Origin of the sequence: Cystobacter fuscus, from assembly GCF_002305875.1 — a bacterium.
GTDB lineage: Bacteria > Myxococcota > Myxococcia > Myxococcales > Myxococcaceae > Cystobacter > Cystobacter fuscus_A.
Window position 1 is genome coordinate 1,142,700 of record NZ_CP022098.1, and the last position, 20,037, is coordinate 1,162,736.

Below are 20,037 nucleotides of genomic sequence, written 5' to 3' on the forward strand. Positions count from 1 at the left end.
CAGGGAGTCGGGGGACTGACTGAATGACCCGTTCTGTCCTGGACGGCCACTCCCTGGTCACGAGTGCCTTCCGTTTTCGCCCTTCCGTCCCTAGGCTCCCCCCCCTCCCATGAGCGAACCGTCGTCCCAGAAAGTGAAGCTCGCCATCCAGGCGCTGTCCCTGGCCCGCCCCGTGGAGGGGCCTCCCGGCGACGACGGTCAACGTTCGGTCTGGCACCTGTCCGCCCAGGGCGCCGAGCTGCTGTCCTTCGTGGACCCCGAGGGAAGGGTGCAGCGCCAGGAGTTGACGCTGCTGGGCGAGCACTGTGTGTGGACGAGCGGCGTGGGCCTGCGCACCGGACGCGTGGAGCAGGTGGACGCCGCGCGCACCGAGGCCAGCGTCGTCCACCCCGACCGCGAGCCCGTCCCCGAGCGGCTCCTGCGCGCCGCGCTCGCGCTCGAGGACTACCGGGGCGAGGACCGCTACATCCTCCACATCCAGCGCGTGCTCGCGCTCGCGCGCCAGAGCCTCGCGCTCGCCGGCAACCCGCTGCCGGCTCCCCCGCCCCCGCCTCCCATGGCGGCTCCCGCCCCCCCTCGCGCTCCCCTCGAAGGGGCCCCCGCGCCCGCTCCCCTCATCCCCCCGAGCGCCATCGCCTCGGACCTGGAGCGCCGGCAGGGCCGCGAGGGCCTCACCATGCTCCTCGTGCTCGCGGTGGGGCTCGTGGTGGGCGTGGCCCTGTTGTTCTGGCTCCTCTGAAGGGCCCGGATGAAGGGCCCGGGGTTTCGTCTCCGCTCAGGGCCCGGTCCGCACCGTGGGAGTCGCGCAGTGCGCGGAGGGCGCCGCGCCCAGCGCGCCGGCCAGCACGTGGGGCAGCTTCGAGGCCGGCGCCATGTGCGAGGCATCCGCCCTCCACGCGCCCCAGGCCGCGAGTTGCAGGGGCCGCGTGTCCAGTGCGAGCACCGCCGCGGCGATCGCCATGAGCGTGAGACTTCCCGCCCACTGGGCCACGGCCCTCGGGCGTGGGAAGAACCGCCAGCCGACGAGCGCGAGTCCGAGGACCGACAGGGCTCCCAGGAGCGCCCAGCGCAACTCCTGCAAGGAGGTGAGCCGCGAGGTGTCCGTGGCGAGCCGCGCGGCGGGGTCTCCGGCCTCGGGCAGGGCCCGGGGCGTGAGCAGATCCACGAGCAGGTGGGCCTCGAGCGCCGCGAGCAGGGCGCTGAAGCCCAGCACCAGCGCCAGCGCGGCGCCGAGCATCCGCTCGGAGTCCTCTCCCACGCGCCGGTGCTTGTGCACCAGCACGAGCCCCACCGCGACGGCACCGAGCAGCGCCGCGCTCGTCCAGGCCCCCAGCCGGCGCGTCACCATCGCCTCGCCGGTGCCCGCGGCCAGCATGGCCAGCGCGTCCCGTCCCCCCACTTCCGGTAGCGCCGCCAGCACCCGGCGCATCGCCTCCTGCGTGCCGGCGATGCCCAGCTGCCAGGGCAGGGTGGCCAGCCCCACCAGCAGCACCAGCGGCGCGTGCCTGCCCGCGGCTCCCCTGCACAGCAGCGTCGAGAGCACGAACGTCACCCCCCCGATGCCCAGCCACATCAAGACGCTGTAGAGGCCTGGCGCGCCCGCCATCCGCCACACCTCGGCGCCTCCACCCAGAAGCGGGGGGAGCGCGAGCCAGACGCTCCCCATCGCCATGAGGGGAAGCGCGGCGAGCAACAGTCCGGAGAGCGATGTGAATCTGATGGGAGGCAGCATGGTTTAAAAAGTATAAACCGATTCCCATGAATTCATGAATTTGCCCCCAAGTACGGAAGAGCCGGTGAGCAGTGAACGCTTCGTGGGACGGGGGAGCGAGCGGGCGGCCGCCGGGTTCTCCCCCTGCTCGTCAGGCGGCGACGGCCCCTTCACCGAGGAGCCGGGCATAGGGGCCCCCCCGGGCGGACAGCTCGGCATGGGTGCCCGCCTCCACCACGCGCCCGGCGTCGAGGACGACGATCAGGTCCGCGTCGCGCACGGTGGACAGCCGGTGGGCGATGACGAGCACCGTGCGCCCCTTCATCAGGGTGGCGAGGCCCGCGCCCACCGCCGCCTCGCTCTGGGCATCCAGGGCGCTGGTGGGCTCGTCCAGCAGGAGGACGGAGGGCTGGCGCAGGAAGGCCCGCGCGAGGGCGAGGCGCTGGCGCTGTCCTCCCGACAGGCGCGCGCCGCGCTCGCCCACCGGCTCGTCGAGTCCCCCGGGCAGGGCGCGCACGAAGTCCTCGGCGTGTGCGAGTCGCAGCGCCTCCCACACGTCCGCGTCCGAGGCGCCCGGTCGCCCGAGCAGCACGTTGTGTCGCACGCTGCCGGAGAAGAGCACCGGCTCCTGGGGCACCCACGCCAGGCGCTCGCGCACGCGCGAGGGCTTGAGCCGTGACAGGGGCACGCCATCCCAGCTCACCGTGCCGCCACTGGGGGGCAAGAAGCCCAGCAGCACGGAGAAGAGCGTCGTCTTGCCCGCGCCGGACGCGCCCACCAGCGCCACCCGGGCCCCCGCGGGCACCGTGAGGTCCACGCCCCGCAGGGCCTCGCGGCCGTCGGGGTAGGTGGCGCGCAGGCCCGAGAGCGTCAGGGCCCGGGTGAGGGGTGGGGCGTCCTCGCCCTCATCCGGTGGCACGGGCTGGTCCGCGAGCGCGAAGAGGCGCTCGGCGCCCACCAGGCCCGTCACCACCTGGGAGAGCGTGCCGCTGAGCGACTTCACCGGTTGGTAGAGCAGGAGCGTGGCGGTGATGAAGGACAGGAGCCGTCCGGAGAGCGAGGGGTCTCCCGAGATGGCGCGTGCGCCCCAGGCCACCGCCACCGCCACGCCCACCATCCCCATCAGCTCCACGGTGGGGCTGTACGCGCCGCGCAGGAAGAGCGAGCGGCGCATCTCCCCGAGGTAGCGCTCCGCCTCGGTCTCGAAGCGCGCGAGCGCCCGGGAGCCGGCGCCATAGGCCCGCACCACCGGCAGCGTCTGCAACTGCTCCGCCGTGAGCGCCGTGAGCGCGCCCAGGCTCGTCTGTGAGCGCTGGGCCACCTTCTTGAGCGAGCGCGTGAAGGCGCGCACCGGCAGCACCGTGAGCGGCATCACCACGAAGGTGAGCAGGAAGAGCTTCGCGTCGATGAGCAGGCACGTGACGAGCAGCGCGAGGATCTGCAACCCGTCGCGCACGTACGAGGAGAGCGCCTGGGTGACGGAGAACTCCACCAGGGGCACGTCCGCGGTGAAGCGCGTGAGGAGCTCGCCCGAGTGCTGGCGCTCGAAGAAGGCGGGGGGCCAGGAGAGCAGGCGCCCGTAGAGGGACGCGCGCAGGTCCGCCATCACCCGTTGTCCCAGCCGCTGCATCCACCCACCCTGGAGGTAGTTCGCGCCCGCCTTGAGCACCGCCACGCCCACCACCATCAGGGGCACGACGCCGAGGAGGCGCTCTCCGGGCAGCTTCACGCCCGCGAGCTCCACGGGGCCGCCGGTGAGCACGGCGCGCAGCAGGGGCCCCACGAGCCAGGCGTAGGTGGAGGTCGCCGCGGCGGCCACGAGCGAGGCACCGAGTCCCGCTCCGAGCAGCAGGCGATAGGGCCGCACATAGCCCAGGAGCCGACGATAGACGTGAGGGGAGGGACGAGGCGCCACGGCGAGGCGCGCACTGTGTCATCGCGCCAGGGCCCAGGCAAAGGGACTCGCCTGGCCGCCCGCCCCTCGGCCCTCCCGGCTCACCATGTAGGTGCGTTCATTGCCTCAACGGCCAGGGACGGACAGCTTTCGGCTAGCCATGGACACGAACAACACAGAGAAAGAAGTGCTGAACAGCCCAGGCTGTGAGCCGGTGGTCGAGGACGAGGAGCGTCGTCGATTGTTGTGGCTGATGGCGGAGTACTTCAGGACCATCGGCTGCACGGACATCAAGGCTCGCCTGCCTGGCTTCCTGCCACCCCCCGTGCTCTCGGGGACCATCGAGGACCACCGGCCGGACTTCACCTGCCGCCAGTCCGACTCGGCCCGGACGCCCATCATCCTGGAGATCGTCACGCCGGGCATGGTGGATGAGCCCGCCGCCGAGAACCGCTGGAGCCTGTTGTCGAGCGCCGCCAAGCTCTACAACGCGGAACTCCACTTCGTGGTTCCCAAGTGGTCGGTCAGCCGGGGCGTCATCGATCCCATCCTCAAGCGCCGCCTGGCGCGCATGGAGCTGACGGCCAACCGCGTCTGGACCGTCTGAGGGCTCGTTTCCAGGCGTCCACCCCGAGATGCGCCCGCTCCCTCGCCGGGGCGGGTGCGGATTGCTGGACCCCACCGCTGCGTTATAGTGACTCGGAATTCGCCACGCGCGGCCAAAGTCCAATAAATCCAGGGGTTTGAAGCAATGCCAGCGGTTTCGGGCCAGAAGCGGGACTATTACGAGGTGCTGGGGGTCCAGAAGACCGTCTCGGCGCAGGAACTCAAGAGCGCCTTTCGCAAGGTGGCCCTGCAGTACCACCCGGACCGCAACCCCGGGAACCAGGAGGCCGAGGAGAAGTTCAAGGAAGCCTCGGAGGCCTACGAGATCCTGAGTGATCCGGAGCGCCGCAACCGCTACGACCGTTTCGGTCACGCGGGGGTGGGCGGGGCGGCCGGGGGAGACCCGTTCGGCGGGTTCCAGGGCGTCAACATCAACGACATCTTCGGGGAGATCTTCGGAGACATCTTCGGTGGGCGAGGGGGCCGCCGGGCGAGCAACCGGGGCGCGGACCTGCGCTTCAACCTGGAGATTTCCTTCGAGGAGGCGGCGTTCGGCTGCCGGCCGAAGGTGCCGATTCCGCGGCCGAAGAAGTGCGACACGTGCTCGGGCACGGGCAGCAAGAGCGCCTCGGCGCCCAAGACGTGCGGCACGTGCGGGGGCGCGGGCGAGGTGCGCTTCACCCAGGGCTTCTTCGCCGTGTCGCGGCCGTGCTCCGAGTGCGGCGGTACGGGCGCGGTGGTGCCGGACCCGTGCGGCAAGTGCAAGGGCTCGGGCAAGGTGCCCAGTGACGAGGTCATCGAGGTCAACATCCCGGCGGGCGTGGACAACGGCACGCGGGTGCGGCTGACGGGCATGGGCGAGCCGGGAGACCGGGGCGGCCCCGCGGGCGACCTGTACGTGACGGTCATCGTGCGCGAGCACCCGCTCTTCCAGCGCGAGGACTACGACGTCTTCTGCGAGGTGCCCATCTCCTTCACCCAGGCGGCGCTGGGCGCGAAGATCGACGTGCCCACGCTCGACGGCAAGGTGAAGATGACCATCCCCGAGGGCGCCCAGTCCGGCAAGGTGTTCCGCCTCAAGGGCAAGGGCATTCCGCACCTGCACAGTGGCCAGCGTGGCGACCAGCACGTGCGCATCGTCGTGGAGACGCCCACCGGGCTCACCCAGAAGCAGCGCGAGCTGCTCGAGAAGTTCGCCGAGGCCAGCGGCGAGGAAGCGCACCCGCAGTCGAAGAACTTCTTCGAGAAGGTGCGCGAGCTGTTCGGCTAGCCGCCTTTTGCTCCCTCCTCGAATCCTTCAAGCGGACGGGATTCGGGGAAGGGGGAGGTGGGTGCGGGAGCATGTGTTGGGTTGTCCGCCCTGGACGCGGCTCCTCCCACCGGACCTGGAGTCGGGCCGTGCTGGCCATCGGTGAACGAAGTGGCCGGTTTGCCTCGGTTGCAGTGCCCGGGTCTGGACGTTCATGACGTCCCCGGGAGAAGGACACTCACCAACGCCTCGGCGCGTGTGCATACCGAGCCTTCAACCCTGGGAAGGGGGGTGGGCATGGCCACGTACCGACTCATCCGCAGACTGGCGGCCGGCGGAATGGCGGAAGTGTTTCTCGCCAAGGTGGTGGGCGCGGAGGGGTGCGAGAAGTCCGTGGCCGTCAAGCGCATCCTGCCGTCCATGGCGAGGGATCGGGAGTTCGTGGAGCTCTTCCTGCGCGAGGCCCGGCTCACCGTCTGTCTCCAGCACCCCAACGTGGTGCAGGTGCTCGACCTCGGGGCGCTCGAGGGCCAGTACTACATGGTGATGGAGTGGGTGGAGGGGGTGCCTCTGCGTACCCTCCAGCGCGGCGCGGCGGAGCGGGGCCTGCTGCTCGGACTGCGCGAGGTGTGCTTCATCGTCCAGCAGATCTCCGAGGGGCTCGCCTACGCGCATGGCCGCGTGGACGCGGCGGGCCGGCCGCTCAACATCATCCACCGCGACGTCAACCCGTCCAACGTGTTGGTGTCCAGCCGCGGCGAGGTGAAGCTCGCCGACTTCGGCATCGCCAAGGCCCTCAACGCGCAGAGCGGCACCCAGGTGGGGGTGGTGAAGGGCAGGGCGGGCTACCTCGCACCCGAGCAGGTCAAGGGCGCCGAGGTGGATCAGCGCGCGGACCTCTTCCTGACCGGCCTGCTGCTCTACGAGTTGCTCTCGGGCCGGCAGCTCTTCCAGGGGACGGACTACTTCCAGACGCTGCGCGCCATCGCCCAGTTCGACGTGAGGCGCCTCGTGCCCCTGCCCGGAGTGCCGGCGGCGCTCTGGAGCATCATCACCCGGGCGCTGGCGCCTGAGCCGGCGGCGCGCTTCCAGCGGGCGCGCGACCTGGCGGACGCGCTGCGCGACTTCCTCTTCGAGCACCGGTTGCGCGTGGGGCCCCAGGACGTGGCGGCGCTCTTCCAGCGCTGCCTCCCGGGACGTCGCTCGCTCCTGGAGGGCGTGGACGGCGGCTCCCACGAGGCGCTCGGGGAGGAGATCCGCCTGGGCTCGGACGTGGGGCTGCAGCGCCCGACGCCGCTCACCTCGGTGCGCTCGCGCCCGCCGTTCCTCGGAGGGCCCCGGCTGGGCACGCCCGCCCCCGTACGGACGCAAGCGGAGTCGGGCCGCTTTCCCGTCCCGACTCCCCCTTCCAGCACGGGCGTCCTGGAGCTGGCCCCACGGGCGAGGCGTCCGGCGCACCGCAAGCTGGGCGAGATGCTCCTGGTGTTCGGCAAGGTGTCGGAGCCGCAGCTCCGGGGCGCGCTGGAGCGGCAGCGGTGCACCGGCGGGCGCATCGGCGAGCTGCTCGTCGCCGAGGGGCTGCTGTCCGAGGAGGACGTGGTGCGCGCCCTGAGCGAGCAGAGCGGCATCCCCTTCATCTCGGATCGGGTGCTGCGCACCATGCCCGTGCCCCGCGTGCTGTTGCCCCTGCTGTCGCTGGAGAAGGCCGAGCGGCTCGAGGTGGTACCGGTGTCCCAGCAGGCCGGGGAGCTGGTGTGCGCCATGCGCGAGCCCCGCGACCTGGCGCGTCTGGACGAGCTGAAGTCCATCACCGGGCACGCCGTGCGCGGCATCTACGCCACCCAGAGCGGTCTGCGCCGCGCCATCGAGCGCTTCTACCGGGGCGAGGCCGGGGAGCCGCATCAGGGGGGCGCCACCTCGGGCGGTGGGGCCGGGGACATGGAGAAGGCGGCCCCGGGCGGGACCGGAGAGATGAGCCGCGCGGCGCGGTGGCACTCGCGCGTGGTGGACGCGGCGCTCGCGATGCTGGGAGGAGCGGGGGCGTGGGGCTCCGTGCTCGCCAGTCTGACCCGGGATGTGGCGGGCCGGCTGGGCGCGGCTCCCGCGGAGGCCGAGAGCGCCTCGGCGGTGGCGTATGCCCTGGCGCTCGCGGCCTTCCAGGAGTCCGGTGGGCGCTTCACGCGGCCCTCGCTCGAGGCCGTGCGCGCCATCCTGGGCCGGGACTCGGAGGAGCTGGACGGCCTGATCGACGCCTGCGCCCGGGACGCGCCGCCTCTCCCGGCGACCACCCCCAAGGCCGTGCTGGCCCTGGCCGCCGCGGTGGCCTTCCTGGAGGAAACGGACCCGGCCCTGCTCGGAGCCTCGGACGTGTCCCAGGCCCTCGCCCGGCTGCTCGCGGCTGGACGGTTGCCCCCCCTCGCTCTGGAGGCCCTTCGCACGGAGGTGGTGGCGCGGGTGACCGCCGGGTCCAAGGGCGTCCGGGCCCCGGCGCTCGTCCCCGCTCCCGTGAACTCCGCGACGGCCGCCTCGTCATGAGCCTCCGCCGCGAGCCTCGCGGGGCAGACGCCCTCTAATCCCGGGTGCCGTCGAGCGGCTCGGGCAGGGCGTTCACCTGGATGACCTGCCCGCCCTTGTCGGGTGAGCTGCGCGCCGCCTCGCTCTCCTCGGGGGTCTGGGGCGCGCGCTCCTGGAAGGCGTCCCCTTCCAGATTGCGCTGCCGCTGCTCGCTCGTGCTCCCATACCCCTCTCGCGTCCTCGTCGGCCTGTCCGCCATCGTGTGCTCCTGGGTTGGAGAGAACCTCGGATCGTTGACGTTGGGGCCGGGGAAGGGGGGACGCAATGCCCGGCCCGGACCTCTTTCCCCCTCCCTCTCCGGGGCCGGCTCTCCCGCTCGCTGTTCCAGCGGGCGAGTCCCTGGGGACGCACCCGCGTGGCCCCTGCTCCACACTTCACGTGCGCTTCCGGGCGACCCAGAGGGGAGCGGTGACGGCACGTTGGCTGCACGGCAGGCCACGCTCCCCGGGGAATCTTCCCCCCGCTCGGCTGTCGACGCAGAAGCGCCCCACTGCTATGCACGCCCCTACCATGGATGCCCGCCTTTCTCCGTGCCGCGCCCTGTTGCTCGCGCTGACGATGCTGATTGTCGCCTGCAAGACGCCCTCCGCCGCGAGCTCCGGCACCGACTCCACCCCTTCTTCTCCGGGTGAAGTCACCCAGGAAAACCCCTTCCCGACCAGGCCCACCGTGAAGGCGCGCCAGGACTCCGCGGCGGACGCGGCGCTCGCGCAGGCGGCCCAGCAGGCCCAGTCGGCGCCGGGCAAGAAGGGCGCGGAGCTCTTCCTCGCGGTGCGCAAGGCCTACCCCGAGACGACCGCGGGCCAGGAGGCGCTCTACCGCGCCGGCGTGCTCTTCTACGAGTCCCAGGACTACGTCAACGCGCGCAAGTCCTTCAACGAGCTGCTCTTCGAGAACCCGCTCCATCCCGAGGCCGCGGACGCCAAGCTCCGGCTGGGCCGCTCCGCGCTCGAGGTGGGCGCCTACCGCGACGCCTACCTGATGCTCTCCAGCCTCGCCGAGCGCGCCGAGGGCGCCGAGCAGGTGCGGCTGTGGCAGGACACCGCGAAGGCCGCGGAGAAGGCGGGCCTCTATGGGCAGGCCCTGCAGATCGCCGTGGACCTGGCCGGCCGCGCGCAGACGCCCGAGGAGCAGCAGGCCGCGGTGGCCCGGGTGCAGCAACTGGTGGAGGGCCGCGCGGGCTTCGTGGACGTGGCCCGGGTGGCGGAGGGCCTGCCCGCCTCGCATCCCGCGTGGCCGGTGCTCACCTTCAAGCTGGCGCGCATCCACTACCACCTGCGTGACTGGACGCGCCTGGAGGAGACGCTCAACCGCTTCCTCGCCGAGGCCCCCTCCCATCCCTTCGCCCCCCAGGCCCGCGAGCTGCTCACGCGCGCCACGCGGCGCGTGGAGGTGCAGCCCCGGGCGGTGGGGCTCCTGCTGCCCATGACGGGCAAGTACAAGGCCTGGGGCGAGGCGGTGCTGCGGGGCGTGAAGCTGGGCCTGTCCGGCAGCGACGTGGAGCTCATCGTCAAGGACACCCAGGGCGATGTGAACCTCACCGGCCAGGCGATGGAGCAGCTCGCCTATGACGAGGGCGCCATCGCGGTGCTCGGCCCCATCGCCTCCGAGGACTCGCGGCGCGCGGCGCTCCTGGCCGAGGAGCTCCAGGTGCCGCTGCTCACGTTCACGCGCCAGGAGGACATCACCGCCATCGGGCCGTACGTCTTCCGCAACATGCTCACCAACTCGGCCCAGGCGCGCGCCATCGCCGACTACGCCATGAAGGAGAAGGGGCTGCGCAGCTTCGCCATGCTCTATCCGAACCTGCCCTACGGCGTGGAGCTGGCCAACGACTTCTGGGACCAGGTGGTGGACAACGGCGGCCAGGTGCGCGGCGCCGAGACGTACGCGCATGATCAGACGACCTTCACCTCCGAGGCCAAGAAGCTCGTGGGCCGCTACTACCTGGAGGACCGGGGCGACTACGTCGAGGGCGTGCGCGAGGTGCAGGAGCAGACGACCGGCCAGGACGCGTTCCGCAAGCGCAAGGCCATGGAGAAGATGAAGGGCAGCGTGGAGCCCATCGTCGACTTCGAGGCCATCTTCATCCCGGACGAGTGGCGGCGGGTGAGCCTGGTGGCCCCGGCGCTCGCCGTGGAGGACATCGTCACCAACGCGTGCGACGCGCGCGACCTGGAGCGCATCCGCAAGACGACGGGCAAGAAGACCCTCAAGACGGTCATGCTGCTGGGCACCAACGCGTGGAGCAGCGCCAAGGGCGCCAGCGGCCTGCCCGAGCTCGTCGAGCGCGGGGGCAAGTTCGTCAACTGCTCGGTGTACGTGGATGGCTTCTTCGTGGACTCGCAGCGGCCGGCCACGCAGCGCTTCGTGAAGTCCTACCGCCAGACGTACAACGGCGATCCGAGCCTCCTGGAGGCCTACGGCTATGACTCGGCGCGCATGCTGCGGCAGCTCCTCGAGAGCAAGCAGGCCCCGCAGAGCCGCGCGGAGCTGCGCGAGGCGCTGGCCAACCTCAAGGACTTCGACGGGGCCACCGGCAAGACGTCCTTCGACGACAAGCGCGAGGCGCGCAAGCCCCTGTTCCTGCTGTCCGTGAGCAACAAGGGCGTCACCGAGGTGACTCCGGATCAGAGGGCCTCCGTGGGGGACATGTGAGCCGGGGCACGCCGCGGGCCTGGTGGGCCGCGGGAGTCCTGATGCTCGCGGCCTGCCGTCACGCCGCGCCGGTGCTCGCCCCCGACGTCTCCGCCCGGCTCGAGTCCACGCCGGGGGGCTACCTCGCGGGAGACGCGGTGGGCCTCGAGGACGCGGACGTGCTGGAGCGCCGTGACTTCGTCTGGACGCTCGACTTCTCGCCGGACGGCGCGCGCGTGGCCTTCACGCACCTGGCCGGGCAGGACTACCGGCTCGGGCTCTGGTCCTTGGGGCCCCCGCCGGCGCGCGTGGTGGATGCCTCCCTCAACCCCTCCGAGTTCGACGTGGAGGCGCTGGCCTTCTCCGCCGACGGCGCGCTCCTGGCGAGCGCGGGGTGGGACGGCGTGGTGCGCCTGTTCGACGCGGCCACCGGAGCGCCTCGGGCGAGCCTGCGCACCGAGGAGCCCCTCACCGCCGTGGCCTTCCACCCCGCGGGCGGCTACCTCGTGGTGGGCAGTGCCCGGGGACTCGTCACCGTGCTGCGCGCGGCCGACCTGGGCTTCTCCTTCGAGGCGCGGCCCCATGCGGACCGGGTGAGCGCGCTCGCCTTCGCGCCGGACGGGACGCTGTACTCGGGCGGTTGGGACAAGCGCATCCACGTCCTCGGCACGCGCGAGGAGGCGCCCCGGCGCGATGGCGCGCGGGTGCATTTCGAGCGGCGCTCGGGCCACGCGGTGGTGGTGGGCACCGTCAATGGCGGCGCTCTGGTGCGCTTCGCGCTGGATGCGCGTACGCCCGCCCTCGTGCTCGGCACGGCGGCGGCGCGTGAGGCGGGCATCGACCCGGCCTTCGTCCAGGAGACGGTGTCCCTGCCCACCGCGCTCGGCTCCACCCTGGCGCGGCTCGTGCGCGCCCAGCGCCTGCGCTTCAAGGGCCTGGTGCTCGAGGGCGTGGACGTGGCGGTGTGTGACGCGTGCCTCCCCGCGGACGTGGCGGGGGTGTTGGGCGCGCCCTTCGCCGAGCGCGTGGACGTGGCGTTCGACGAGGCCACGGCCGAGGCCGTCCTCACCCTCAAGGCCCCCGCGCCTCCGGCTCCGGTGGAAGAGCGGGCGCTGGTGCTCGCCCCGCGCGCCACGTTCTCCTTCGAGGCGCACGTCAACGACGTCACCGTCGACGCGGCCGGGCGCCGCCTGGGCGTGGCCTTCTCGGCGGCGAAGGCCGAGCGCACCCGCGCCGTGTACGAGCGGGAGAAGAAGGGGCTCGTCGAGCCGCCCTCGGCCTGGAACGCCGCGGCGGTGGTGGACGCGGGCTCGGGCCAGGTGCTGCGCAAGTGGACGGGCCATGAGGGCGTGGTGGCCTCCGCGGGCATCTCCCCCGACGGGCGCGCGCTCGTGAGTGGAAGCTGGGACAAGCGGCTGCTCCTCTGGCGCGAGGGGCAGGAGTCCCCCGTGGCCGAGCGGCGCCTGGGCTGGTCCGTGCGTCGGGCGCGCTTTGGTCCGGACGGGCGGCTCGTGGGCGTGGCCGCGTGGACGCCGCAGAAGGTGACGGGAGATCAGCAGAGCGATCCCTCCGCCGCCCTCTTCTCCGTGCGCTACGCCGCCCCCAGCGTCCAGCGGCGCTAGTAGTTGAGGTGGATGGCCTCGCGGGGCAGCCCCCGCGCGCACAGTGCCTCGATGACGCCCTTCACCATGCTCGACTGGCCACAGAGGAAGGCCTCGGTGTCCTCCACCGGCTCCTCGTTCAGATGGGCCTGGACGTAGCCGGTGAGCCCCTGCCAGTCGCTGTCTCCCGGCTGGCTCACCGTGCGCACCACGCGGATGTCCGCCTCCTCCCAGTGGCGCAGCTCGTCCTCGTAGGCGAACGCGCGCGGGGTGCGCGCCCCGAAGTAGAGCGTCACCCGCCCGTAGGCCCCGCGCTCCCGGCGGATGCTCTCGATGACGGAGCGGATGGGGGAGATACCCGAGCCGACGGCGAAGAGCAGCAACCCCCGTCCACGTGCCAGGGGCAGGGGAAAGCCCTTGCCCTCGGGCTGCTTGCTGTACACCCGAGCCCCGGGCTCGAGCGTGATGAGCCGCTCGGACAGGGGGCTGCCCCCCTTGAGGAGGAACTCCCACCGGGTGCCGGAGGGCTCGGGCGCCGAGGCGATGGCGAACATGCTCTCGCCCACCTCGGGCAGCGACAGGCGCACGTATTGCCCGGGCATCCGGTGGTGTCCCACCAGGGGGGTGCCCGAGATGTCCAGGACGAGCTCGGTGAGGTCCTCCGCGGCGGGGAGCACGGCCGCCACGGTGGTGGGGTGCCAGTCGTTCATGTGAAAAGAAGGTTTAACGTGGACCCGTCCCGCCGTCTCCCTTTGATAGCGTGGGGGACGTGAAGACCGTGCTCTGGTTGGTGTTGTTCCTCATCGGGTTGACGGGGGTCGCGCTGCCCGCCGCCTACCTCCATGCGGCCAGCAAGTTGCCGCAGTTGGAGACCGAGTTCGACCTGGAAAAGCAGCTGCGCCACTCCATCGAGGGCGAGCGCATGAGCATCCGCGCCGGCACCTTCGAGCAGGGCCGCTCCGTGGAGTTCGCCCGGCCGGACTTCTCCCGCCTGCCCAAGGATCTGGTCGCCCTCTACATCTCCCAGCTCGGCTGCCCCACCTTCTTCCAGACGGAGCGCGAGGACGGGCCGAAGTGGGCCTGGCGCCTGCTGGTGAAGGTGGCCGCGGGCGCCAACCTCGCGGGGGATGGCTCCTGTGAGCGCAAGCTGGCCATGCGGCTCGCCATGGCGCTGGGCATCGAGGAGCCGCTGCAGCAGACCGTGGCCGCCCACCGCCTGCACTCCTTCCTCCAGAAGGATCAGCTCATCGCCTACGATCTGGCCAGCATCTACTTCGAGCGGGGCATCGTCGGGGTGGATGACGCGGCGTACAAGCTCTTCGGCAAGGAGCTGGACGCGCTCGAGCTGTCGCAACTCGCCGAGCTATCGCTCACCCTGCCGCCGCACGGCTTCTACACGGACGCCGTGCAGTGCCGCAACGAGAGCATCATCCGCCAGAACCGGGACGTGCTGCTAGCGGACCTGGCCGACTACAAGCTGGTGACCGTGGAGCGGGCCCGCAACGCGATGGCCCAGCCGGTCACCTGCCACTAGCGGGCTCGCCGCCCCGTCCTCATCGGCGGGGCAGGAAGAGCTTCTCCCAGGTATCCAGCTCGGTGGCCACCTGGCGGCGCTCCTCCGCGCTCGCCGCCCCGTCCGCCTTCCTGCGGATCGTCTCCAGGGTGGAGCGGATGGCGGGGCTGAGCTTCTGGCCCTTGGCCTCCCGCGATTCGACGTCGCGATAGAACTTGCGGATGCGGCCCTGCAGCATGAACTGGGTGGGCGCCTGGGCGGCGGCGGCCACGACCCGGCCCTTCTGCGTCGAGCCTTGCGCGTCGTCGGCGTGGGCGACCGCGGGCACCGGGGTGGTGGCCTCTCCGGTGGGAGTCGGCGTCTGGGCCTCGGTGGACGGGCCCGTGTCGGGAGCCGTGGCCGGAGCCTGCGCCGGAGGCACCTGGGCCGTCGCCACCTGGGGCGGAGGCTTGGGCTGTGCGCGGGACGGGGCCGTGACGACGACGGGGGGCGCGGGCGGCGACGGACGCTCGCGCAGGACGAGCACGGCACCTCCCACGATGCCCAGGCCGAGCGCACCCAGGCCCAGGGGCAACAGCCAGCGCCGCGAGGAGCCTGCCTCGCGCGGTATCTCGACGGAGGGCGTCGTCTTCAACGGCTCGAGCGTGGGCAGCGGCTCTTGCGCATCGAGGGGCGGGGGCTCCGGGAGCGCGGGTAGCTGGGACTCGACGACCGTGGGCTTGGACTGGCGCACGGGCGCGGAGGGCGCGGGAGGAGGAGCGGGGGCCTCGACGGGCGCCTGGATGCTGTCGCGCAGCCGCTGGAGCTGGCGGCGCAGCTGCTCGGCGGAGCCGGGGCGGGCCTCGGGATCCTTGGTGAGCATCTGCAGGATGAAGGCATCGAGCGCGGGGGGCAGCCCGGGGAGGAACTCGGAGGGCTTGGGCGGCCGCGCGTCCACGTGCTTCATCAGCAGGTCCACCGGAGAGGTGCCCGTGAAGGGCAGCCGGCCGGTGATCATCTCGAAGGCCACCACGCCCAGCGCGTAGAGGTCCGTCATGGGGCCCACGGGCTGGCCGCGGGCCTGCTCGGGGGCCATGTACTCCGGGGTGCCCACGACCATGTCGGTGCGCGTCTGGGCGGTGCGCCCGGCGGGCAGGCCCATCTTCGCGAGGCCGAAGTCGAGCAGCTTCACGTAGCGCGAGCCATCCGGCTGCTTCACGAGGAAGACGTTGCTCGGCTTGAGGTCGCGGTGGACGACGCCCGCGCCGTGCGCGGCTCCGAGCGCGCTGAGCACCTCGTCGAGGATGTCGAGCACCTCGGGCACGGGGATGCGACCGCGCTCGGCGAGGTGGGCGTCGAGCGCCACGCCCTCGAGGTACTCCATGATGATGTACTGGCGGCCGTCGGGCACCTGGCCGAAGCCGAAGATGTCGACGATGCCGCGGTGGCGGATGGCGTTGACGGCGCGGGCCTCGGCGAGCAGGCGCGCCACCTGCTCCTCGGCGGCGGCGAGCTCGGGGCGCAGCACCTTGACCGCCACGCGTTTGCCGATGAGCGGCTGGATGCCGTCGTACACGAGCCCCATGCCGCCAACGCCAATGCGCTGGCCGAGCTCGTACTCACCGACCTTCAATCCGACGAGGGTGTCTTGAGCGGAGACGTCTTCCATGACGTGCACGTTCTTGCCGGGTGAAGTCTCCCGGGTGCTACCAGGGTCGGCCAGGCGCGGCGCCGTCGAGAAATCGAGCAGGACGGTGCCGTCGCGCGGACAGATGTCCGTGTCCACGGGCACGGTGCCGCCGCAGGTTTCGCAGTTACGGGAGTCAGCCATTGGGGAGTTATTCCCAGGTTATCAGACCTGAGCCGGATTCCCACAAGCGGGCGGGCGTTCAGGGGGGTGGTTGGTCCCCCTTCGCCGTCATGGGAGGCCCGGACACTGATGGTAGTCCTTGCGCACCCCCGGGTTGCCCGAGGGCGCGCCCGGCACGCCCCCGTCCCCCAGGATGAAGGTGGTGTCCTGGGCGCTGACGGACGAGTCCTGGCACCACACGCCCACGGACGGCCCGCCTCCGCCACTGCCACCATTGCCGCCCCGGCCGCCCTTTCCTCCCTCTCCCCCCTTGCCGCCATCTCCGGCCCTCCCACCGCCCAGGGTCTCGCCGGTTCCATTCAGGCCGCCGGGTCCACCCGCGCCGCCCTCGGCTCCCTGCGCGCCCACTCCGCCCTTGCCTCCACCCGCCGTGCGCAGGGCACAGTGTTCCACGGAGACCTGCCCGTTGATGAGCAGCAGGGCGATGGAGGCGCCTCCTCCCTGGCCTCCCTGGCCCCCCTGTCCTCCACAGCCGCCGCCCCCGCCGCCACCTCCACCCCCGCCGTTCAATGGGACGCCGCTCAGTGCCGCCGCGCCGCCGCCCCCGCCGCCGCCCAGGGTTCCCGCCGTACCCGGCCTGCCCACCTCGCCGACACTCGCGCTCCACAGGCCCTGTGTCACGAACCCCACGCCATCGCCCTCGATGCCGGGGGTTCCGGCGTCACCATTCAGGCCGTTCTGTCCCGGCCCGCCCGGTAGTCCCAGTCCACAAACGCTGCCGCCGCCACAGCCGTATTCGCCAGCGGTCCCGCCATCCACGCCCGGTGCGCCGGCCTGTCCGGGTGCCGAGCGGCTCTCGTTGGTTTCTCCATTTCCTCCCCGTCCGAACCCGGGAGGGTTGCAGTCACTCGGGCCGGGTTGGCCTCCCGCGCCGCCCGTCGCTCCATTGTTTCCGGGGAAGCCCGCCCCGCCGTCCGCGGCCGGAGGCGTGTCGGAGGCCGAGACTCCCGGGCTGCCCGCGCCCGCCGTCACCGCCAGATTGCGCAGCCGCACCCCACCCGAATCCATCACCCGTACGCCAATGCACGGGGCGCCTGCCGTGCCCGGGAGCGTCGTGGCTTGCACGGTGAGTCGGTCCAGGGTGACGCCCGCGTCCTCGCCCAGGTTCATCACCGTCAGGCCAATGCCACCCACGGTGATGCGCGTGGTGTACTGCGGACCACGCGCCCAGTTGCCTTCCGTGCCCGAGTAGCCGCCGTAGATGGAGATGGGCTTGTCCAACTGGATGCTCTGCTCGGTGTAGTCCCCCCGGGCCAGGTAGATGGACTTGCCGGACTGGACGGCCTGGGCCAGCGCCGCCCCGAGCGTGCGGAACGGAGTCATCTTCTCGCCCACGTTGAGGCGCTCGTCATCCCCCGTGGTCGCGTCGACGAAGATGGCCTCACTCGCCGTGCCGTCGATGCCATCGCAGTTGGCATCCGCGAACTTGTCGTCCGGCACGTCCCGATAGCTCGGGTCACACGTGCCGGGTTCCACCGGACAGTCGCCCCGCTCCACACATGCCTTGAAGGCACCGTTGAAGTCGAAGCAGCCCCAGGCCGCCGCCAGCGCCGCCCCGACGCCCAGCATCCACAAGCTCTTGTTGTCTCGCATGTGCTCTCTCACGGCAGCGTTCCCACCAGTCCCACCGAGCCGCCCGAGGGCCCCACCGACGCGGTGGGCCGCACGGGGAGGACGTCCCGCGGGCTCTTGCCCTTCAGCAGATAGAGGACGCCCGTCGTCGCCACTCCGGCCGCGCCCAGCACGAAGGCCGTCGTGCCCAGCGTCTGGTTGCGGATGCCCGCGTCCCGCTCGTTCCGGGCGTCCTGGGGCGTGTTGAAATTCCCGTTCGTCAGCCGGTAGTGGTTGTTGCCCGCCTGGATGGTGAAGAACGTCCCCAGGCCCAGCATCACCGCGCCTCCCGCGGCCGGCATCCACGCCCACTCCGGCGTGCCCTGGCGGACGGTGGCCGCCCCTGGGGATTGGGGCCCGGTGGCGCCCGGTGTCTGCGCTCCCGGCGTCACGGTGGGCGTCTGGGCCACGGGCTCCTGCGCGGGGCGCAGCGCGCGCAGCACCGGCGGCAGCACCTTGTTGCTCGCCTCGGTGAAGGCGTCGAGGAGCTGATCCTCGTGCACGCCCGGCACGTAGTACTCGGCGAGCAGCTCCCCGTCCCGCGTGGCGTAGGCCTTGAGCCCCACCCGGTAGCCGCTGAGGAACTGCACCAGCTCGGCGATCACCACCACGTCGGCCACGGCCGCTTCCCCGAGTGTGATGCGGCAGGCGGCCTCCAGGCGGTTGCATCCGAGCACCGCCTTTCTTTGCGCGGGCGGCAGCCCCTGGGACAGCTCCGAGGTGCGGATCACCTGTAGACCCTCGGTCTTGAGCTGCTCGTACACGTGCTCCTGGGCGAAGGAGACGATGTGGGACGGCACTCCCGCGGCATCGGGTGGGGCGATCAGCACGGTGAGCGGCGAGGCACTGGGAGGAGAGGCGGGGGCCTGGCCGAGCACGACGAGCGTGGTGAGAAGGGAGAGGAACACGGGGTGTCACTTTCCCCTCATGTCGTGCTTGCCGCAAGGACACGGCCTCTCCGTGGGGTCGGGTTCCTGATGCCCGGCCCCACGGGGCGCGAGTCAGCGGCGCGGCTTCTCGGGCATGGCCCGGATGGCCGTCTTCTCTGAATTGTCCTGTGACGCGTCATCCACCAGGTCCTCGTCCGGCACGGGCGGCGGCGGCCGGGACGCGAGCGGACGGCGCACGGGCGCCGACGTGGGGCGCTGGGGCACGGACGCCGCGGGCCGGGCGGGAGGCGTGGGACGGGACGCGCGCGGGAGCGGGGCGGCCCGGCTCCGGGTGGCCTCCATCTCCTCCTGCAGGTCCGCGGCGACCTGCACCTTGGGCTCCTCCATGGGAGGCGGCTCCTCCTCCCCGTCCAGGGCGAAGGGATTGGGCGTGGGGGGCGGCGTCTTGTCGTCGTCCCCAATTGGCGCGTCGAACTCCTCGGGCAGCGCGGGACGGGCGGACGCGCTGGGACGGAGCGCGGGCCGGGCCGGCGGGGTCGCCATCGACACGGGCGGGGCCGCCACCGGCGCGGGCGTCCGCGCGGCGGGCACCTGCACCTGCACGGCGGGCGCGGCGGGCTTGTCCCCCCTGGCGTCGTGCGCCTCGTCCTTGAGCCTTTGTTCGAACGCCAACCATTCCTTCTTGAAGGTGGAGGGATCCGGCTCGCCGCGCTCGCGGTGCTTGAGCGAGGGCACCCAGCGCACGTTGTACGACTCGCCCAGGCGGAAGGAGGGCGGCGGGGGCACGCCGTAGGTGGCCGGGTCGAAGAAGGACTCGTCCAGGTCGTTGAAGCCGTAGGCGCGCGCCCGGTCCACGAAGCTGGGGATGATGCCGGTGGGCGCGTGGTAGCCGAGGATGTGGCCCTCCTCGTCCTTCGTCACCGGCGTGAAGACGAAGATGTCCTGGGTGCGGTACTCGCCCTTCTCGCTGAGCGGGAGCACCTCGGACAGGGCGATCGTCTTGCGGCTGCCGTCGTGCAGGCGCTCGCAGCAGATGACGAAGTTGATGGCGCTGGCCACCTGGGCGCGGATGGCCACCAGGGGCAGCTCGATGCCGGACATGAGGCAGAGCGACTCGATGCGCCGCAGCGTGTCCGTGGGCGTGTTGGCGTGCGTGGTGGCGAGCGAGCCGCCGTGGCCGGTGTTCATCGCCTGCACGAGGTAGAAGGCCTCGCCGCCACGCACCTCGCCCACCACGATGCGGTCCGGACGCAGACGCAGCGCGGAGTTGAGCAGGTCTCCCATGTCCACGCCGCCCTTGCCGAACTTGTCCGGGGGCCGGCTCTCGAAGGGGACGATGTGCGACTGGTTGAGCTGGAGCTCGGCCGAGTCCTCGATGGTGAGGATGCGCTCCTCGTCGGGGATGAGCGAGGAGACGATGTTGAGCAGCGTCGTCTTGCCCGAGCCCGTTCCGCCGGACACCAGCATGTTGAGCTTGGTGTGGATGCCGGCGTCGATGAGGCGCGCCATCTGCGGCGTCATCGACTTGAACTTGATGAGCGAGTCGACCGTCAGCTTGTCCTTGAAGAACTTGCGGATGGAGATGGTGGTGCCCTTACGGGCGATGGGCGGGATGACGACGTGGATGCGGCTGCCGTCGGGCAGGCGCGCGTCCAGGCGCGGACGCTCGTCGTTGAGCAGACGGCCCACGAACTGGGCCATGTTGCGCGCGGCACCCAGGAGGCCCTCCTCGGTGAACGAGGCGTCGATCTTGGTGACCTTGCCCTTGCGTTCGATCCAGATGTCGGTGGGCCCGTTGATCATGATCTCGGAGACCGTGGGGTCGTCGAGATGGGGCAGCACGGGCTTGAGGAAGGCGCGGAGCGACTCGTTGTACATCGACATGGCGGCCTGGAGGCTAGC

Annotated in this window: 15 protein-coding genes; 7 read left to right on the plus strand and 8 right to left on the minus strand. The window is 71.8% G+C overall.

All coding sequences use genetic code 11. The features are described from left to right. The first annotated feature begins 109 nt into the window (after positions 1-109). Positions 110-739: a hypothetical protein gene (locus CYFUS_RS04785; RefSeq protein ID WP_095984155.1), complete on the plus strand. Its 630-nt coding sequence runs from the start codon at positions 110-112 to the stop codon at positions 737-739. Positions 740-775: 36 nt separating this feature from the next. Here CYFUS_RS04785 and CYFUS_RS04790 read toward each other — a convergent pair whose 3' ends face one another. Further along, complete coding sequence (locus tag CYFUS_RS04790) at positions 776-1,732, minus strand: hypothetical protein (RefSeq protein ID WP_095984156.1); 957 nt, start codon at positions 1,730-1,732, stop codon at positions 776-778. 130 nt (positions 1,733-1,862) lie between these two features. Next, positions 1,863-3,626 carry an ABC transporter ATP-binding protein gene (locus CYFUS_RS04795; RefSeq protein WP_095984157.1) on the minus strand — a complete coding sequence of 588 codons (1,764 nt, stop codon included), beginning with the start codon at positions 3,624-3,626 and terminating at the stop codon, positions 1,863-1,865. Between the two features lie 139 nt (positions 3,627-3,765). On the opposite strand from CYFUS_RS04795, the gene CYFUS_RS04800 reads away from it, so the two are divergent. From CYFUS_RS04800 to CYFUS_RS04810, 3 genes are all read left to right on the plus strand, one after another. Beyond that, entirely contained in the window at positions 3,766-4,212 is a 447-nt protein-coding gene (locus CYFUS_RS04800) for a hypothetical protein (RefSeq protein ID WP_095984158.1), read from the plus strand. 144 nt (positions 4,213-4,356) lie between these two features. Continuing rightward, on the plus strand, positions 4,357-5,481 hold the full coding sequence (gene dnaJ, locus CYFUS_RS04805) for a molecular chaperone DnaJ (RefSeq protein ID WP_095984159.1): 1,125 nt from the start codon (positions 4,357-4,359) through the stop codon (positions 5,479-5,481). Positions 5,482-5,757: 276 nt separating this feature from the next. Then, positions 5,758-7,995: a protein kinase domain-containing protein gene (locus CYFUS_RS04810; RefSeq protein WP_269770211.1), complete on the plus strand. Its 2,238-nt coding sequence runs from the start codon at positions 5,758-5,760 to the stop codon at positions 7,993-7,995. Positions 7,996-8,029: 34 nt separating this feature from the next. On the opposite strand, the gene CYFUS_RS04815 is transcribed toward CYFUS_RS04810, so the two are convergent. After that, positions 8,030-8,233 carry a hypothetical protein gene (locus CYFUS_RS04815; RefSeq protein WP_095984161.1) on the minus strand — a complete coding sequence of 68 codons (204 nt, stop codon included), beginning with the start codon at positions 8,231-8,233 and terminating at the stop codon, positions 8,030-8,032. 296 nt (positions 8,234-8,529) lie between these two features. Here CYFUS_RS04815 and CYFUS_RS04820 point away from each other — a divergent pair, with 296 nt between their 5' ends. Continuing rightward, positions 8,530-10,692, plus strand: a complete 2,163-nt coding sequence (locus CYFUS_RS04820) for a penicillin-binding protein activator (RefSeq protein WP_095984162.1) — start codon at positions 8,530-8,532, stop codon at positions 10,690-10,692. Positions 10,693-10,733: 41 nt separating this feature from the next. After that, positions 10,734-12,293: a WD40 repeat domain-containing protein gene (locus CYFUS_RS04825; RefSeq protein WP_095984163.1), complete on the plus strand. Its 1,560-nt coding sequence runs from the start codon at positions 10,734-10,736 to the stop codon at positions 12,291-12,293. Here CYFUS_RS04825 and CYFUS_RS04830 read toward each other — a convergent pair. After that, on the minus strand, positions 12,290-12,982 hold the full coding sequence (locus CYFUS_RS04830; protein ID WP_095984164.1) for an NAD-binding oxidoreductase: 693 nt from the start codon (positions 12,980-12,982) through the stop codon (positions 12,290-12,292). The two genes, CYFUS_RS04825 and CYFUS_RS04830, sit on opposite strands and share 4 nt — an antisense overlap. A 59-nt stretch (positions 12,983-13,041) precedes the next feature. Between CYFUS_RS04830 and CYFUS_RS04835 the strand changes: the two genes are divergently transcribed. Beyond that, positions 13,042-13,806: a transglycosylase domain-containing protein gene (locus CYFUS_RS04835; RefSeq protein ID WP_095984165.1), complete on the plus strand. Its 765-nt coding sequence runs from the start codon at positions 13,042-13,044 to the stop codon at positions 13,804-13,806. Positions 13,807-13,825: 19 nt separating this feature from the next. Here CYFUS_RS04835 and CYFUS_RS04840 read toward each other — a convergent pair whose 3' ends face one another. The 4 genes from CYFUS_RS04840 to CYFUS_RS04855 all read right to left on the minus strand — a co-directional run bounded on the left by CYFUS_RS04840 (position 13,826) and on the right by CYFUS_RS04855 (position 20,019). Further along, the gene (locus CYFUS_RS04840) at positions 13,826-15,595 is read right to left on the minus strand and encodes a serine/threonine-protein kinase (protein ID WP_095984166.1); all 1,770 of its coding nucleotides are present in this window, start codon (positions 15,593-15,595) and stop codon (positions 13,826-13,828) included. 87 nt (positions 15,596-15,682) lie between these two features. Continuing rightward, positions 15,683-17,227 (minus strand): PE-PGRS family protein, encoded by a 1,545-nt coding sequence (locus CYFUS_RS04845; protein WP_095984167.1) that lies wholly within the window; start codon positions 17,225-17,227, stop codon positions 15,683-15,685. 8 nt (positions 17,228-17,235) lie between these two features. Then, the gene (locus CYFUS_RS04850; RefSeq protein WP_095984168.1) at positions 17,236-18,153 is read right to left on the minus strand and encodes a hypothetical protein; all 918 of its coding nucleotides are present in this window, start codon (positions 18,151-18,153) and stop codon (positions 17,236-17,238) included. A 93-nt stretch (positions 18,154-18,246) separates the two neighbouring features. Then, positions 18,247-20,019, minus strand: coding sequence for a CpaF family protein (locus tag CYFUS_RS04855; RefSeq protein ID WP_095984169.1), 1,773 nt, complete (start codon positions 20,017-20,019; stop codon positions 18,247-18,249). Positions 20,020-20,037 lie beyond the last annotated feature (18 nt).